Here is a 14854-nt window from a genome sequence, read left to right as displayed (position 1 = left end):
TTCGTCAAAAGGCGCCCATTTCTTTGAAAATGTTTTTTGCTGAGATTCCTTTTGCAACGAGTGTTGTAATTATTTTCTCTTTTTCAATTGTTTCCCATGCTAATTGCAAGACCCTCTGCCAGTGTTCTTGTGGAATAGCGACGGCGCCATCATGATCGGCAATGATGTAGTCATCGTTCTTTATAGAAACTTCACCGATTTTTATGGGCATGTTGATGGATTTCACAGTTCCGTCGAATTTTATATCTCTGCAGTAGTGGCCTCTTGAGTAAACGGGGAATTCTAAGCTGGCAACCTCTGCAGAATCTCGCGTTACTCCATCGATGATTGCTCCTGATGCTCCTGCACGGATCGCAAGCGATGCATTAAGATTGCCGAAATATGCCCGCTCGGGAATACGATTCTCAACAACTATGATGTCGCCGGGACGAACAAAATCATATGATTCCAGTGCGTTATAAATGCCTTTCCAGTGATTTTTTTCATCCGCAGGAATAAGTAGCAATGTTTTTGCCCTTCCTAGAAGATTGCGCTGTAAACCTCGTGGTGAGATCTCATGTGGGAGAGTGCATTGCAGGCCCAATTCTCGGGTGATATCTGAAAGCATGGCAGTTTTCAGGTGTGGGCGTAGCATGCTCAGGCGAAGATTTTCTTGTGCTCGTATTCCTGCGGCAATGGTCTCTCCTAGCAATAGATCTTCTGGCCAGTTAATGTCAATGGCCTCTTGTGGCGTTATTTCAAATAAAGTGGGGTTTATTCCATAGCGGTGGCGAGGGCGTTTTTCCGAACCACGGACCATATAAAGCGACATCGCTTCAATCGTGCTTGTTGGTAGATCTACGCTATTTGGTATTCGTCCGTTTTGAAGGTAAATTGGGTTATTGTTTTCCCAGAGATATTGTTTTTCCTTGGTAATCGCTACTAGTGAATCTGCTTTTGGTGTTCTTAGTAGCTGCTCTATGGCTCGTTCTATTGTCGAGGCATCAATAAACGGTGCAGTACACAGAGTTTGGATATAGATGTCGGCATTGACGGTTGAGCATTCCCATTCGAAAAGCTCATGTCCATCAGTGCTGTTGGTGGCTAATTTATGGGGGCGTTTTAGCCTAAGGATTGGAAGATCTGCGGCCAGAGCCGCAATTTCATCGCTATCGGTATCTAGATAAACCTCATCAATCATTGGGCATGCCAGCAACTGACGCAGTTTTCGTTTGAATAAATACTCGCCATCAAGGATGGTAAGATTCTTGTTGTTAATTCTTTCGCTGGAACTTTTGGCGGGGACAAATGCGACAATTTTTGGCATAAATATTCCTGGATTTCTATCCGACTTTCTGTTGCCAGAAATCTTCAACGCTCATGTCTAGATTTTGCAAGGCTTGTGCATGTTCGCGTGCGCTCTCTGGGTCTGTATAAATTTTCTCCCATTGCTCTATATTCCACCATCGATCACGCTGGGCTATGATATGAAATAGAGGTATAAATTTTAGAGATTGCCAGCGCAAGTTTGGCTCTAAAGGAAGTAGGCAGGCACGTTGGAAATTATGAGAATCCTCCAGAGTGTCTGTGGAGTAACCAAGAGACTTTGCGTAGCTACTCCAAAGTAATACTTCTGGAACTGCGCGTTTTAACTCTAAAAAGTGCGCATTGCTTGGTACTTGATAATCGAGGTGCTCTGTGCTTCTGGGATCTTCGGGCATTGACCAGAGCTTGAGCATGTCCGTAGTCCGTGCAAGCATGGTTTTCTCACTAAACATGAAAGGCAAATGCGGCCAACTATGAATGGATATTGCAATTTTTCCATGATTTCTTTCTCGGGAAAAATGACGCTCAACCACTTCGTTAAGTGAGCCTGCTAAAATATTGTCACTTCGGCAACGCACAGAAAATTCAATGCCTTGCTCCGCTAGATGTTCAACGCCTATGCGTGCAGAGCGCAAAGCTGTATTAAGAAATAGAATTCCTGTATTTTCGGGTTGAGGAACAAGTATAAGCTTGTCAACCCACGCGCGGCATCTTTCCAGTAGTGCTGGATCTAGGTGATCCCAAGTAACCATACACTGATAGGCATGTGGATGGTGCATGCGATTCCAAGCAAGTACATAAGGAGTATGTGCCATGGCCATGCCTTGAATAAAAATCCCAAAACGCGCCCTCGATTTCCACGTTCTTTGTATGGGGGTGATATTCAAATTTCGAAAATCATCCATTTCTGTAAGCAAGGCGCCATCGTTTACTTCTAGTGTGCAGGCGTTAACACTGCGGAGATCGTTGAACCGATCTCTCAACGCGTGCATAATGTCGAAGTAGCGTTCTGCAAATATTACAACGATAGTATTTTCTTTGCATTCTTGGTGTAGAGATTCTGGAGAACGTACTTCCAGTCCCATTATGGTTTTTCCATGATTTTTGGGATTGGGGCAGACGGTATACGCGAGCTGTAGACGATCTTTGATGAGTGGGTATTGATAATGAAAGTATTGGCCGGCTCCCCAGCCGATGAGGCGAACCTTGGTCAGGTCAATTTCTGGGTATTTCAGTAGAATTCGTTCAAGATTACCAGTGATTATAGCCATGGTGATGCTGGGGATAATAAGTGGATTCGAGCTGAAGCTAATTTGATAGGAGCGAATAAGAAAAACTGAGATCTTGTCGCACTAAAACTTTTGAGCCTGACCTCACCCATAAACAAGGATGGGGGCGTCATAGCGCGGGTCATACACCGTCTTGGCTGCGATGTCCTTGTCATAGCGCCGGGGCCAGCCCAGTTCACAGCCGCGGCCTACCTGCACGCCAGCGGCCACCAGGGCACCGCTGCGCAGGATGCTGTGCGCGCCTATCTGTGCGCCATCACCGACGACGACGGCGGACTCCAGCCAGCAGGAAGCACGCAAGTGCACGTCGCTTCCCAGGCACACACCTGGCAGCAGGAAGCAGTTGTAGTCGATGCGGCAGCCATGGCCGACGATGGCGCCATCGCCCACGAAAGCGTTGGGGCCGATGCGCACGCCGCCGGCCACCATGGCGCGGGGGCTGACGAAGGAGGCCAGCTTGAAGCCTCGCTCCATGGCAGCCTGCATCAGTTCCACACGCTTGAAGTTGCCGAAACGCTCGTCGAACGCCACGAAGGCTGAACCCTCGCCGGGGCTTATGGCATTCAGTGGTTCAAGATCGAATTCATACTGTGCATTCTGGACGAGGGGAATCTTTTCGATTTTTGAATCTGGAAAGGAGCGGCACCAGGATTCATGCGCCCTTTCCAAGGCAGCGCCGGCGCCGATGATCCACCTACAGGCCATGTTCCGTCTCCAGCAAGGTGGTGTACCAGCGTTCGATGAGCCGATTGGTTGTTTCGTAGATGCCTTGTGTTGGCACGGGGGCTTGCGAATGCAAGATGGATTGCACTTTCTCCAGCATGCCGAAGTCCTCGCCGAGAATCAGCCTGCTGTGATGCATCTCGGACAAAAGTATTTGGGTTGACGCTGGGTTGGGCCGCTTTTTGCGTGCCGTGAAACGATAGATATCCACGTCGGTGCGGTCCGGGGCAACTGGAATGTAGTGTTCGATGACGAAGGAGTTACCGCCGTTGCCGCTGGCGATGTGCAAGTTCGGGAAGGCCAGCCAGTTGAAATAGGCATCCTGTTGGCATTCGCCAACCACTGGCTGGTTGTGCACTCTTCCATCCACGACCTGAGCATCTGCGGATTCCGTATTGGGCCGCCAGCGCTCGACATTGGCGTGCCAGCCTAAGGACTGGTATTCGGATGGTGTTCCTTCCGGGCCCCCATAGCTGAAATAACGCATCTCCTGGCGCAGGCCCGCCGTGCTGATATCGGTCAGGGGTTCTTGCGTTTCTGCGGCGCAGGCCGGATCGACCACTGGCAGAAAGCTCACGAACGGGGCCAGCGTGCGTGGGTGCAGGAAAGCGACATGGTTGTTGTCGCGTAGATTTTCCTGGACCAGCTTCCAGTTGAAGCGGCATTGCCAAGTCGTCACCATGACTTCGCTGTCATAGGCACTGGAGCTGCTTTCCAGCGAGGCCAGGAACTGCGCCGAGAACTGCTCCTCCAGTGGCAGCGGGTCATCGCTCAGATTGACGAACAGCAGGTTGCCGACCGCGCGCAAGGCGAATTCACGCAGCTTCAGGGATTTTTTCTGCGGTTCGCTGAACTGGTAGAGCGCATCGCAATGGGGAATATTGCTGACCTGTCCTGCGGCGTCGTATTTCCAAGCATGGTATTGGCACACCAATGGCCGACGGCCCACGGGCTCCGACTGCAAGGGGGCACTGCGGTGCAGGCACACGTTCTCGAAGGCGTGCAACTCACCCTGGAAATTCTGGATGACGACGGGAATGCCGGCGATCTTGCGCGTGATGAAGCAGTTGTTTTCCGGCAGCAGGGTCTTGAGGCCCGCGAACAACCAGAGCTTGCGAAAGAGCTTTTGCTGTTCGCGTTCGAAGATGTCGGCAGACAGGTAGTAGCTTGGGTGCATCCGTGAACGCATCGGTTCACTCCTGTCCGGATGGCGCGTGGAAGATCACGCGTGCGGGATTGCCGAAGACGGTGGCGCCCGCTGGAACATCCTTGACTACGACTGCGCCGGCTCCGACGCTTGCCCCGTCGCCTATGCGTATGCCCGGCAGGATGGTGGCATGGGGATGGACGGTGACCAGGTCGCCCAGTTGCACGCCGCCGCCCAGGAACGCCATGGCGCCGATCTGGCAATAGCTGCCGGTCTGCACGTCATGGCCCAGCACGGTGAGCGAATGGATGTTGGTGAAGGGGCCGATATGGGCATCGGGGCTGATTTGCACATTGGGCGAGAAAATGCACCCTGTATCTATGCGCACGCTGTCCGGGACATAGGTGCCCGGTGGAATGATGCTGATGAACTGCGCGCCTTTGGCAAGCAGGGTCTCGGCATATTTCTGACGCATGGCGGCAGAGCCCTGGGCACAGACGAATAGTTCATCGTCCTGCGGCCTGTGTGCCAGCGGGTCGCCATGAATGGCGAGGCCCTGATTGTCATAGTTGTCCAGCATGTGGGGCCGGCTGTCGAGGAAGCCTTGCAGTACCCACTGCCGGTCGGAGGCCGGCTGGCCCCGGACAAGGAAGACGACCTCGCGTCCCCAACCGCCGGCGCCGATGATCCAAACTTTCTTCATGCGTTCTTCGTTCATTCAATCGTCTTATCTGGTGGCCTGCCCGGTGATGACCAGGTCGCTGCCGGTGACCCAGCGGCTCGCAGGGGACAGCAGATAGACGGCCGCATGGGCGAAGTCCTCCCTGTCATGCGCCTCTGCAAAGGCCTTGGTGGTGATGGCGTTGACGCGGATGCCGCGCGCAGCGCATTCCAGCGCCAGGCTGGCAGTCAGGGAGCCCAGGCCACCTTCCAAGCTCACGAAGCGGTGATCCCCAGCGTTGGCGAAGCTGATCTTCTCCAGGACGATGGAGGCCCCTTCACGCAGCAGTCCGTCTTCCATCAGCTGGCGGATCGCAAGAACGGGCGCCGCAAGGCGGCTGGCGATGAACTGCTGCAGGAGGTTTTCCGTGATGTCTGCCAGGCCCATCGGTGCCTGCGCCGAGGCTGTGCAGTACAGAAATCCGTCGAGCGCCGTCTTCACAGGGGTGAACGCCGACTGCTCGATCACCTGCGCCCCCCTGCGGGCGAGCGTGTCGGCCGCCTGCCGGCCCGTGGGCGTATCGGCGCCGACCACGAGTATGGCCTTGCCGTCCAGGGAGAAGGGGTGCGAGGCGCTACGGGGCAGCGCAGGAGCATGGGCAGAGTTCATGTTATGCAGTTAGAGGCCCATGGAAATGGAGATGCCCCCGTCCACCATGAAATACCCGCGGTTGATTGAACGGCTGGCATCGCTGAGATGGAATGTGGTTGCGTGGGCAATATCCTCAGGCTGGCCCAGGCCAAGGGGCGCCCATTGGGTACGCTCGTGCAGATTGGCGCCGCCCTGGCCCAGGGCCTCCAGCATGGGCGTCTGCACATAGCCGGGGGCGATGCAGTTGACGCGGATGCCGTGTTTGGAGAGATCCTCTGCGATGGAGCGGGAGGCTCCGAGCAGCGCGGACTTGCTGGCCGCATAGGCGGCACTCGCAACAGGCCCCGCATGCGAGGCCACGGCGGCGATGAAGACGATGGATGCCTGCGGCAGCAACTTTCGCCCTGCCACCAGTTTTTGCGTCAGCAGCAGGGGGGCCAGCGTATTGCTGTTGAATGTGTCGTTCAGGTGTTTGGCCCGTGCCATTCGGAACGGCACCAATTGGGATATGCCCGCTGCATGGACCAGTCCATGCAGCGGTTGCACGGCCTGCACCAGTCGATCCAGATCGGATTCGCTGGCCAAGTCGGCGACCAGTCCATCCTGGCCCTTTTCGCCCAACTGGGCCAGGGTGTACTGCAGGCGCTCGGAATTGCGCGCCGTGATGGACACCTGGGCGCCCATGTGGGCGCATTGCAGGGCGATCTCGCGACCGATGCCGGAGCTGGCACCTGTCACGAGTATGTGCCTTCCTTCCAGAGAGAAGGGGTCGACGAAGCCTGTCATGCTTCGATCAGTGCGGGGAAGCGGGCCTGGTCTATATCCACGATGGCTGTGCCCCAGGAAAGGCCTATGCCGAAGCCACCGAGCAGCAGCCTGTTGCGCTGCCCCTGCAGTTGCGCGTTGAGCCGTGCGGTCATGGTGACGGGCAGGGACGCTCCGCTGGTGTTGCCCAGGTCGTGCAGCGTGGAGGGCACCTTCTCGACAGGCAGGCCCAGCTTCTTGCGGATGGTCTCGTTGATCATCCGGTTGGCCTGATGGAAGACGAAGTAGTCGATATCGTCCTTGGCCACCTGGGAGTATTCCAGCAGGCGCTCCACGGCTGGTGGCACGCGCTGGGTGGAAAAGCTCAGAACGGCCGGTCCGTCGAGGATCAGGTCTGCCGGCGTGCGCAGATAGCCATGCTCGTCGCGGGTGGGAATCAGATGCTGCACGCCATAGGGCTCGCGGTGGCCGCCAGCCGGCAGCATGATGGCCTTGTAGCCGCTGCCGTCGCTGTTGAGGTCGAAGTGCATCGGGGCGGCGCTGGCATCGAATTCCAGCGCCGTGGCCGTGCCCGCGTCCGAGAAAAGGGGGTCCTTGACGGTCGCAGACCGGTCGCCCACCAGCAACAGGCCTTTCTTCACGCCGCCTGCCGAGATCATGCTCCCCAGCAGGTGCAGACCGAAGGGGTAGCCTGAGCAGCCGAGATTCACATCAAAGGCGATGGTGCCGTGCGACAGGCCCAGGCGATCCTGAAGAATGATGGCCGTGGCGGGAATGGGATAGTCGGGCGATTGCGTGACGACGATCAGCGCATCGATCTCTTCGCGCTGCCACTGCAGTTCTTCCAGCAGCTTCTCCGCAGCCACAAAGGCCAGGTCCGAGAAGCATTGCCATTCCGGGCAGATGCGGCGGGTCTGGATGCCGATGTTGCGAACCAGCCGCTCGCGCTCGGTGCGCTGCGAAGGGGGACAGTCCTCCAGGTTGGAGATGATCCGCTTGGGAACGCAACTGGCCATGCCCGCAAAGCGGACGTTGTGCAGGGTGGACAGCGCCATGGTGTTCAGCCCAGGAGCTTGTAGAGGTCGTTGACGGTAACGCAGTTCTTGATGTCGTCGCCGGTGATGGTCTTGCCGAACTCGACATCGAACATGACGATCACGCCCAGCGCCGCCAGCGAGTCCCACTCGGGCAGGCTCTTGAGCTCGGTCTCGGGCGTCACTTCCACGGCCTCCTGGAAGTCCACGGCGGTCAGAAAGCTTTCGATGAATTGGTCAATGGAGGGCATGGGATGGGTTCCTGAAAAATAGGCTGGGCGCCTGCCTATGAGGGCAAACGCTTCGATGAATTTTCGCAGAGCGCCTCTGCGCCGGAAGGCTGGAACTGTGGGCAAAAGCGAGTCCTGTTCCGATGCTGCGTGGGGCGATGCTGTCCTGGCGGACCCCGGGGGATGATGGCATATGGCTCCCTGGGGTGCTTCCTGTTTTGTAGCAGGCGGTGACCGGGCCACTTGATAAAAGTGGAAGAAATGCGGTTTGCTCCCGCTTATCCAGGGGCCGTGTTTGCCGGCTTGCCTGCACGATGGCGGCATTTGTGCGGGTGTCGGCTTGGAGGCCGGGCCTGTGGTGGGGCGCTTGCCCGCAACCTTGATGACCAAGATGAATACGAACGAGCATTTGCAGCAGGCCCGCCAGTTGCACGACCAGTGGCAGTTCGAGCAGGCTCGCCAAGCCTATGAAAAGGTGCTGGAGCAGGAGCCTGCCCATGCCGAGGCCCTGCACGGCATGGCGCAGCTGCTGGGTCTGCACCAGCTGCGCAGCGCAGAGGCGCTGCCCTATCTGGAGGCGGCCATCGGCGTGCGGCCTGCGGATTTTGGCTACTGGCGCCTGTACATCCACATGCTGATCCGCGAGGGGCTGCTGGACATGGCTATCTCGCTGATCGACGTGGCACGGGCCAACGGCATGCAGGAGATTGCGCTGGAGCAGCTGGAAAAGGATGTGGCTCTGGTGCAGGGCGCCCAGGCCGCAGCGTTTCTGGAGGAGCAGGCCGCGCGTTGGCCGCTGGGGCCTGCTGAGCCGGAGATGGCGCCTGCTGCCGGCGATGGCCGGGGCCGGGTGCCCGATGCGCAGCTGCGGCTGCTGATGCAGCTGTTCTCCCAGCGCGAGCATGCCGAGGCCAGCCAGCTGGCGGGTTCGCTGGTGCGCCAGTACCCCAAGAGCGGCCTGGTCTGGAAGCTCAAGGCGGCAGCCGATCATGCGAACGGCCGCCTCGAGGCGGCCCTGCAGGCAGCGCGCCAGGCAGCCGTTCTGCTGCCGCGCGATGCCGAGGTGCAGTTCAACCTGGGTGGTATCTGCCTGCAGGCAGGCCACGCGGCCGAGGCCGAGCGTGCGATGCGCGCGGCTTTGGCGCTGCGGCCGCATTGGACCCAGGCTTTCTCGCATCTGGGCGATGCGCTTTGTGCCCAGGACCGTACCGATGACAGCCTGCCTTGCTACGTTAACGCGCTGCTGCTCGATCCCGAGGATGTGGACACGCTGTCGCGGCTGACCGCTGCGCTGCAGAAGACCGGACGGCTACAGGAATGTGCGCAGTTCCTGGTGCTGCTTATGCAGCAGCGGCCCGAGGACCTGCGCTTGTGCCTGGCGAGCGCCCATGTGCTGGGCGAGGCTGGCTGGGAGCTGCAGGCGGAAACGGCTTATCGCATGGCGCTGCAGCTCGATCCCGGCAGCCTGGAACTGCTGCTGCATCTGGCGTTGCTGCTGTGTGCCGGCGGCCGACTGGGAGAAGCCGAAACCTGCTTGCGCAAGGCGCTGCAATTGCGTCCCGACAATGCGGTGCTTCTCTGCGAAACGGCCTTCACGCTGTTCGCCCAGAAGAAGTGGGATCAAGCGTTGGAACTGCTTGAAGAAGCGCTGCGCATTCAGCCTGATAGCGCTCGCGCGCAGATCATCCGTTGCCACGTACTGCTTGAAACCCGTGATCTGCCCCGGCTCGACCAGGCGCTGACGGCCGCGCTGGAGCGCTTGCCCGGTGACCGGGAGCTGATGTTCCAGCGTGCCGCCTACTGGGACCGCTGCGGCGATGCCCAGAGCCACATGCAACAGCTGGATGAACTGGTGAAGCTGCACCCGGACTACGAGCCCGCCTACAGCGCGCGCCTGTTCGCCATGATCCATTCGCCTGAGGCCAGTGCGGCCTCGGTGGGGTGGGCCAACCGCGAATATGGCGCGCTTATGCGGCGTCACTCCGCGGGGAAGCAAGGGACCGGGCATGACAATGCCCGCGACCCGGGCAAGACATTGCGCCTGGGCTTTGTGTCCGGCGATCTTCGCGCCCATGCGGCCGCCAAGTTCTTCCTGCCGGTGATGCGCGAGCTGTCCCGGCATGGCGACCTGGTGTGCGTTGCCTATTGCAACAACGAGATCCACGACGAAGTCACCAAGGAGTTCCAGGGCCTGTTCCAGCTGTGGCGCGGTATCCGGGATATGAATGTGCAGTCGCTGTCGAACCTGGTGCGGGCCGACGGCATCGATATCCTGATCGATCTGAGCGGCCATACGCGCGGGCACCGGCTGGATCTGTTTGCCGCCAAGCCCGCACCGCTGCAGATGACCTGGATAGGCAACCCCGGCAGCACAGGCCTGGAGAGCATGGACTACATTGTGCTCAGCGACCTGATCCTGGAAGATGAACTGCTCAAGACCCAGCTGACGGAGCGGCTGATGCGTGTTCCGCTGGCCTACGTCTTCGACGGAGGTATCCACCAGGAGGCCGTGGCGCCACTGCCGGCGCTGCGCAACGGGCATTTGACGTTTGGCTCCTTCAACCGCCTGTCCAAGATCAACCGCAAGGTGGTTTCTGTCTGGGGCGAGGTGCTGCGCACGCTGCCCACGGCGCGGCTGAAGATCGCGGCCTGTCCCCGTTCCGGTCCTCCGCAGAACCTGCGCGAATGGCTGGCCGAGGAGGGCGTAGCCGCGCAGCGCGTCGATTTTGTGGAGCAGATGGGATTCGAGCACTATCTGCAGGCCCACCATGACATAGATATCTGCCTGGATACTCTGCCCTTCACCGGCGGAGTGGTCACCAACCACGCCCTGTGGATGGGCGTGCCCACGCTGACGCTGATGGGGGAGCTGCTGGCGGGGCGGCAGTCGGCCGAAGTGATGGCTCGTGTGGGCCTGGCCCAGGGCTTTGCAGCGCGGGACCTGGCGCAATTGCTGGACCAGGCTGCGTACTGGCAGGCACATTTGCCGCAGCTGCAGCAGATACGCCAGGGGCTGCGTGCACGCCTGCAGGACCAGGAGCCGCAACAGGCGGATATCGTGGCGCGCTCGGTGGCGATGGGGATGCGCCAGGCCTGGACCCGCTGGTGCCAGGGACAGGAGCCTGTGGATCTGTGTGTCTCCTATGAGGATCTGGGTCTGTCCGCTCCCGTGGCGCCCGTTTTGTAACAGCGAATCAGGCGCCGCGCGGATGGCCATGCCGCGCGGTGCAAAAAATCTTGTGAAGTCCCCCTAAAGTTCGCCGGGGCAGCTCCGAAAACCAACTCAGCAGAGGGACAAAAAGTCCTGAGCCCACCAAAAGCCGCGTAATTCGATGTGAAAGCGGCCGATGGTCGGATTGGGCCGCCGCCGCCCGCCTTGCGATAAGCGAGGGCACCGTGGCGGCGACGTAACTGACTTTACTAGGAGTTGTCACCATGGCCATGTCTATCAACACCAACGTGCAATCGCTGAACGCTCAGCGCAACCTGTCGACTTCGCAAAGCTCGTTGTCCACCACCATGCAGCGCCTGTCGTCCGGCCTGCGCGTCAACAGCGCCAAGGATGACGCCGCTGGCCTGGCCATCGCAGAACGCATGAATGCCCAGGTCCGCGGCATGAACGTGGCAGTGCGCAACGCCAACGACGGCGTGTCGATGGCGCAGACCGCTGAAGGCGCCCTGTCCAAGGTGACCGACGCTCTGCAGCGTATGCGTGAACTGGCTGTGCAAGCCCGTAACGGCACCAACGGCGCCAAGGACCAGGTTTCGCTGAACAAGGAATTCGTCGAGCTGGGCAAGGAAATCGACCGCGTGATCAAGGGCGCTGATTTCAACGGCAAGAAGATCCTGAGCACCGACTCCGGCGCCATCAACTTCCAGGTCGGCGCCAACACCTCGGCCAACGACTCGATCACCGTTACCACGAGCGACCTGGGCACGAACGCCGACATCACCGGCATCACCAGCGCCTCGATCGGTTCCGATGCCACCACGGCTCTGGACGCTACCGCCCTGGCCACCGTGATCTCCAACCTGGACACGGCTCTGGACACGGTCAACTCCGAGCGCGCCGTGCTGGGCGCCACGCAGAACCGCTTCGAGGCCGTGGTCTCGAACCTGCAAGTGGCTTCCGAGAACACCGCTTCGGCCCGTAGCCGCATCATGGATGCCGACTTCGCTTCGGAAACCGCCAACCTGAGCCGCTCGCAGATCCTGCAGCAAGCCGGCACGGCGATGGTGGCCCAGGCCAACCAGCTGCCCCAGGGCGTCCTGGCCCTGCTGCGCTGATCGTAGTACGAGTCCGGTTGCCTTCCCAAGCAGGAGACGGCCGGAATTCTCCAAACCCCAGGCATCTGCCTGGGGTTTTTTTATGGCCGAAAGAGTGGGCGAAGAGGGTGTTCGAAGGGTGAATTGGCGCCGGATCATGGGCTTTATCGGCGCTTTGGCGCAGGGGCTTTTCCGCACAATCGTTGGCATCAGATAGGCAGAGCTGGAAGTCCTGGCGTGCTTTCTGGCGTTCTGGCGGCTTGGGGTCGTCGAACGGTTGGCCATTGTTCATGCCTAACGAGGAGCTGCCCCATGGCATCCATCATCAACACCAATCTTGTTTCGCTTAACGCCCAGCGCAATCTCAGCACATCCCAGTCGTCGCTGAGCACGACCATGCAGCGCCTGTCCTCGGGTCTGCGCGTCAACAGTGCAAAGGACGACGCGGCGGGCCTGGCCATTGCCGAGCGCATGAACGCCCAGGTGCGCGGCATGAATGTGGCCATGCGCAATGCCAATGACGGCATTTCCATGGCGCAGACGGCCGAAGGCGCGCTGGGCAAGCTCAGCGACAACCTGCAGCGCATGCGTGAGCTGGCCGTGCAGGCCGCTAACGACACCAACGGCACGACGGACCGTGGCTCGCTGGACAAGGAGTTCCAGCAACTGGCACAGGAAATCGCCCGTATTGTCGGCAGCACGAGCTTCAACGGCCGCCAGCTGCTGGACAACAACAATCCCACCGTGTTCCAGGTCGGAGCCAATACCGGCGCCGACAACCAGATCACGATCATGGCCGTGAACCTGACAGGTGCTGCGCCTGGCGGTCTGGACATCACTGCGGGCACGCCGCCGACATTGGGCGGAGCATTGGGCTCGCTGCTCGGCGCAGGCAGCTCGGCCCCTGATGCACGCCTGTCCATGGCGGCCATCGATACGGCGCTGGACCAGGTCAACAACACACGCGCCACCTTCGGTGCAGCCCAGAACCGCTTTGAAGCCGTTATCTCCAATTTGCAGGTGGCTGCCGAGAACACTTCGGCCGCACGCTCGCGCATCATGGATGCCGACTTCGCCGCTGAAACTGCGAACCTGAGCCGCACGCAGATCCTGCAGCAGGCCGGCACAGCCATGGTGGCCCAGGCCAACCAGCTGCCCCAGTCGGTGCTCAAGCTGATCCAGTAAGAGGGAGCCAGGGGCTCTGGCGGGCTGCGCGGGGCGTAGCCAAAAAAAGCCTCAGGTTCCAGAAAAACCGGTCGATAAGATACCGGGGAATGCTCTCGGGCATTTGGTGTGCGTGTTCGCAAGGACGCGCTCTGCGCTATGGCGCGGAGGTGTTCTGCACTTAGAAAGGGATGGTCATGGCCACCTTGAGTTCAGCTGGCATCAGCGGCAGCGGCCTGGACGAGACGATGATCGCCAAACTGGTGGCCCTGCAAAGGCAGTCACTGGTTCCGCTTCAGCAAAAAGCGTCTGTCCTGGATTCCAAGATATCCACGTTCGGGCAGATCAAGTCCCTGATGTCCACGCTTCAGGACGCGGCCACTTCGCTGGCCAATGCCGATACGTGGCGCCTGACCAATGCTGCCACGACCAGTACGGCCGTGGCGGTTTCGGTCACGGACGCCAATGCACTGCCGGGTTCTTCGGTAATCTCGGTGGACAAGCTGGCGCGCAGCCAATCGGTGGCCACCGGCATCATGCCGAAGGACACGCAGTTCGGCGCGGGTAAGCTCACCATCACCATGGGAACCTGGAACACGGACGGAAGCCAGTTCAGCAACCCTGGAACACCGCTGGATATCGATATCGCAGCAGGCGCCAAGCTGGAGGACGTGGTCCAGGCCATCAACAGCAAGGGCGCCGGCGTGGTGGCTTCAGTGCTCAAGGATGCCCAGGGCGAACGCCTTGTCCTGCGCTCACGCAGCACCGGTGCGGATGCGGGCTTCACTGTGGGTGCCAGTGGCGATGCCAGCCTGTCTGCTCTGGCGTTCAATGGCGCGGCCACCTCGGGCTCCGTGGCGCAGTACGCCCAGAATGCCGAGGTGACAGTCAACGGCATCAAGGTGCAATCGACCACCAACGAATTCAAGCAGACTCTGCCGGGTCTCAACATCACAGTGAACCAGGAGACAGCTCCAGCAACTCCGGTGACGGTGACGGTGTCTTCGGACACCGAGGGCATGAAGAAGAAGATCCAGGCCTTCATGGATGCCTACAACGCGCTCAACGACGCGTTGTCCAGTTCGACCAAATACGACGCCGAAAGCAAGGTGGCGGGGCTGCTGCAGGGTGATTCCACCACGGTGGGCATGACCAACAGCCTGCGCAGCGTGGTCTCGGGCTCGGTCGATGGCGGAGCGGACACGCTCAAGCGCCTGTCCGACATGGGCATACAGATCCAGAAGGGCGGCAAGCTGGCCTACGGTACGACGGCCAGCGACAAGACCAAGCTGGACGCGGCGCTGAAGGATCCCGAGTCCATGAGCAAGATGTTTGCCGCGGTGGGTACGGACGGGCAGCCCAATACGCAAGGCCTGGCCGCGCGCATGAAGGATTTCACGCGCAAGGCGCTGGAGTTCGATGGCACCTTCGACACCAAGAGCAAGAGCCTGCAGGAGCTCAAGAAGAGCAACGGCAAGTCCCAGGACCGGATCAACGACCAGGCCGATTCGCTGGAAAAGCGCCTGCGTGAGCAGTACGCGTCGCTGGACAAGAAGATGAGCGGCTACTCGGCGCTCAGTGCCTACATGAACCAGCAGGTTTCCCAGTGGAATAAATAA

Annotated in this window: 13 protein-coding genes; 4 read left to right on the top strand and 9 right to left on the bottom strand. The window is 59.5% G+C overall.

The genetic code is table 11. The annotated features are described in order from the left end of the window. Positions 1-4 precede the first annotated feature (4 nt). The 9 genes from LGR64_RS25435 to LGR64_RS25395 form a co-directional block, all read right to left on the bottom strand. On the bottom strand, positions 5-1306 hold the full coding sequence (locus tag LGR64_RS25435; protein ID WP_230357294.1) for a cytidylyltransferase domain-containing protein: 1302 nt from the start codon (positions 1304-1306) through the stop codon (positions 5-7). A 16-nt stretch (positions 1307-1322) separates the two neighbouring features. Further along, positions 1323-2576, bottom strand: coding sequence for a WavE lipopolysaccharide synthesis family protein (locus LGR64_RS25430; protein WP_230357292.1), 1254 nt, complete (start codon positions 2574-2576; stop codon positions 1323-1325). Between the two features lie 102 nt (positions 2577-2678). Then, the gene (locus LGR64_RS25425) at positions 2679-3125 is read right to left on the bottom strand and encodes a UDP-3-O-(3-hydroxymyristoyl)glucosamine N-acyltransferase (RefSeq protein ID WP_230357290.1); all 447 of its coding nucleotides are present in this window, start codon (positions 3123-3125) and stop codon (positions 2679-2681) included. 163 nt (positions 3126-3288) lie between these two features. Next, a complete protein-coding gene (locus tag LGR64_RS25420) occupies positions 3289-4506 on the bottom strand; it encodes a Rieske 2Fe-2S domain-containing protein (RefSeq protein WP_097204394.1) in 1218 nt (405 codons plus the stop codon). A 4-nt stretch (positions 4507-4510) separates the two neighbouring features. After that, positions 4511-5167: an acetyltransferase gene (locus LGR64_RS25415; protein WP_192368769.1), complete on the bottom strand. Its 657-nt coding sequence runs from the start codon at positions 5165-5167 to the stop codon at positions 4511-4513. A 24-nt stretch (positions 5168-5191) separates the two neighbouring features. After that, a complete protein-coding gene (locus LGR64_RS25410) occupies positions 5192-5794 on the bottom strand; it encodes an SDR family oxidoreductase (RefSeq protein WP_097204388.1) in 603 nt (200 codons plus the stop codon). A gap of 9 nt (positions 5795-5803) precedes the next feature. Then, positions 5804-6514, bottom strand: coding sequence for an SDR family NAD(P)-dependent oxidoreductase (locus LGR64_RS25405; protein ID WP_230357288.1), 711 nt, complete (start codon positions 6512-6514; stop codon positions 5804-5806). Between the two features lie 44 nt (positions 6515-6558). Beyond that, positions 6559-7596 carry a ketoacyl-ACP synthase III gene (locus tag LGR64_RS25400; protein ID WP_192368771.1) on the bottom strand — a complete coding sequence of 346 codons (1038 nt, stop codon included), beginning with the start codon at positions 7594-7596 and terminating at the stop codon, positions 6559-6561. A 5-nt stretch (positions 7597-7601) separates the two neighbouring features. Continuing rightward, entirely contained in the window at positions 7602-7826 is a 225-nt protein-coding gene (locus LGR64_RS25395; protein ID WP_097204381.1) for an acyl carrier protein, read from the bottom strand. Between the two features lie 370 nt (positions 7827-8196). Between LGR64_RS25395 and LGR64_RS25390 the strand changes: the two genes are divergently transcribed. From LGR64_RS25390 to fliD, 4 genes are all read left to right on the top strand, one after another. After that, positions 8197-10992, top strand: a complete 2796-nt coding sequence (locus tag LGR64_RS25390) for an O-linked N-acetylglucosamine transferase family protein (RefSeq protein ID WP_230357286.1) — start codon at positions 8197-8199, stop codon at positions 10990-10992. 248 nt (positions 10993-11240) lie between these two features. After that, positions 11241-12092, top strand: a complete 852-nt coding sequence (locus tag LGR64_RS25385; RefSeq protein WP_012202549.1) for a flagellin domain-containing protein — start codon at positions 11241-11243, stop codon at positions 12090-12092. Positions 12093-12383: 291 nt separating this feature from the next. Then, positions 12384-13256, top strand: a complete 873-nt coding sequence (locus tag LGR64_RS25380; RefSeq protein ID WP_088166672.1) for a flagellin domain-containing protein — start codon at positions 12384-12386, stop codon at positions 13254-13256. A 176-nt stretch (positions 13257-13432) separates the two neighbouring features. After that, entirely contained in the window at positions 13433-14854 is a 1422-nt protein-coding gene (gene fliD / locus LGR64_RS25375) for a flagellar filament capping protein FliD (protein ID WP_096916798.1), read from the top strand.

This window comes from Delftia sp. Lp-1, assembly GCF_020523835.1.
Lineage (GTDB): Bacteria > Pseudomonadota > Gammaproteobacteria > Burkholderiales > Burkholderiaceae_C > Comamonas > Comamonas acidovorans.
Note: the sequence above shows the minus strand (reverse complement) of the source record. Positions and strands in the feature narration are given on the sequence as shown.

Bases quoted from the DNA above. Each gene is read 5' to 3' on its own strand.
- LGR64_RS25435 (WP_230357294.1), bottom strand. From the start codon at position 1,306: ATGCCAAAAATTGTCGCATTTGTCCCCGCCAAAAGTTCCAGCGAAAGA.
- LGR64_RS25430 (WP_230357292.1), bottom strand. From the start codon at position 2,576: ATGGCTATAATCACTGGTAATCTTGAACGAATTCTACTGAAATACCCA.
- LGR64_RS25420 (WP_097204394.1), bottom strand. From the start codon at position 4,506: ATGCGTTCACGGATGCACCCAAGCTACTACCTGTCTGCCGACATCTTC.
- LGR64_RS25415 (WP_192368769.1), bottom strand. From the start codon at position 5,167: ATGAAGAAAGTTTGGATCATCGGCGCCGGCGGTTGGGGACGCGAGGTC.
- LGR64_RS25410 (WP_097204388.1), bottom strand. From the start codon at position 5,794: ATGAACTCTGCCCATGCTCCTGCGCTGCCCCGTAGCGCCTCGCACCCC.
- LGR64_RS25400 (WP_192368771.1), bottom strand. From the start codon at position 7,596: ATGGCGCTGTCCACCCTGCACAACGTCCGCTTTGCGGGCATGGCCAGT.
- LGR64_RS25395 (WP_097204381.1), bottom strand. From the start codon at position 7,826: ATGCCCTCCATTGACCAATTCATCGAAAGCTTTCTGACCGCCGTGGAC.
- LGR64_RS25390 (WP_230357286.1), top strand. From the start codon at position 8,197: ATGAATACGAACGAGCATTTGCAGCAGGCCCGCCAGTTGCACGACCAG.
- LGR64_RS25385 (WP_012202549.1), top strand. From the start codon at position 11,241: ATGGCCATGTCTATCAACACCAACGTGCAATCGCTGAACGCTCAGCGC.
- LGR64_RS25380 (WP_088166672.1), top strand. From the start codon at position 12,384: ATGGCATCCATCATCAACACCAATCTTGTTTCGCTTAACGCCCAGCGC.
- fliD (WP_096916798.1), top strand. From the start codon at position 13,433: ATGGCCACCTTGAGTTCAGCTGGCATCAGCGGCAGCGGCCTGGACGAG.